This is a genomic window from Tardiphaga robiniae, assembly GCF_013359755.1.
GTDB lineage: Bacteria > Pseudomonadota > Alphaproteobacteria > Rhizobiales > Xanthobacteraceae > Tardiphaga > Tardiphaga robiniae.
Genome location: NZ_JABMCJ010000062.1, coordinates 1 through 592, shown reverse-complemented (window position 1 = coordinate 592; position 592 = coordinate 1). Strand labels below are relative to the sequence as shown.

Below are 592 nucleotides of genomic sequence, written 5' to 3'. Positions count from 1 at the left end.
TCTATCGGCTTATTAGTACTTGAAACGCTTCTTCAGAAGCCTGAAGAGCTAATCGTTCGGCGATACTATATATGCATTAATAGACTATATCGTTGGTATAAACAGTGCACCATGCAACATGAATAACAGTGGGTTATCCAAAAGGAAGCAGAAAGCTAAATATGGAAAACTACAATACGATGCCCCGTTAAGTTCAATACTACTAATTTTTAGATGGAAAACGTATGTAATAGAGAGTAACTTAAAAGAGAGATCCTGTGTTGCCGCCAAATAAATTGCGGTTATTTTAATAAAATTAAGGGTTACTATATGTTGGAGTTTAGTGTTATTGAAAGAGGCGGGTATATTCCTGCAGTAGAAAAAAATAAGGCATTCCTACGAGCAGATGGTTGGAATGACTATTCCTTTGTTACAATGTTTTATCTTACTGTCTTTGATGAGCATGGTGAAAAATGCGATATCGGAAATGTTAAAATTGGTTTTGTAGGTCAAAAAGAAGAAGTAAGCACTTATTCATTAATAGATAAAAAATTCAGTCAACTCCCTGAAATGTTTTTTTCCTTAGGTGAAAGCATTGACTACTATGTTAATC

1 pseudogene is annotated in these 592 nt (G+C 34.1%); it reads left to right on the top strand.

Features of this window, described 5'->3' with window-relative positions:
- Positions 1–309 precede the first annotated feature (309 nt).
- Positions 310–592, top strand: a pseudogene (locus tag HP556_RS01675) (hypothetical protein); the annotation flags it as partial.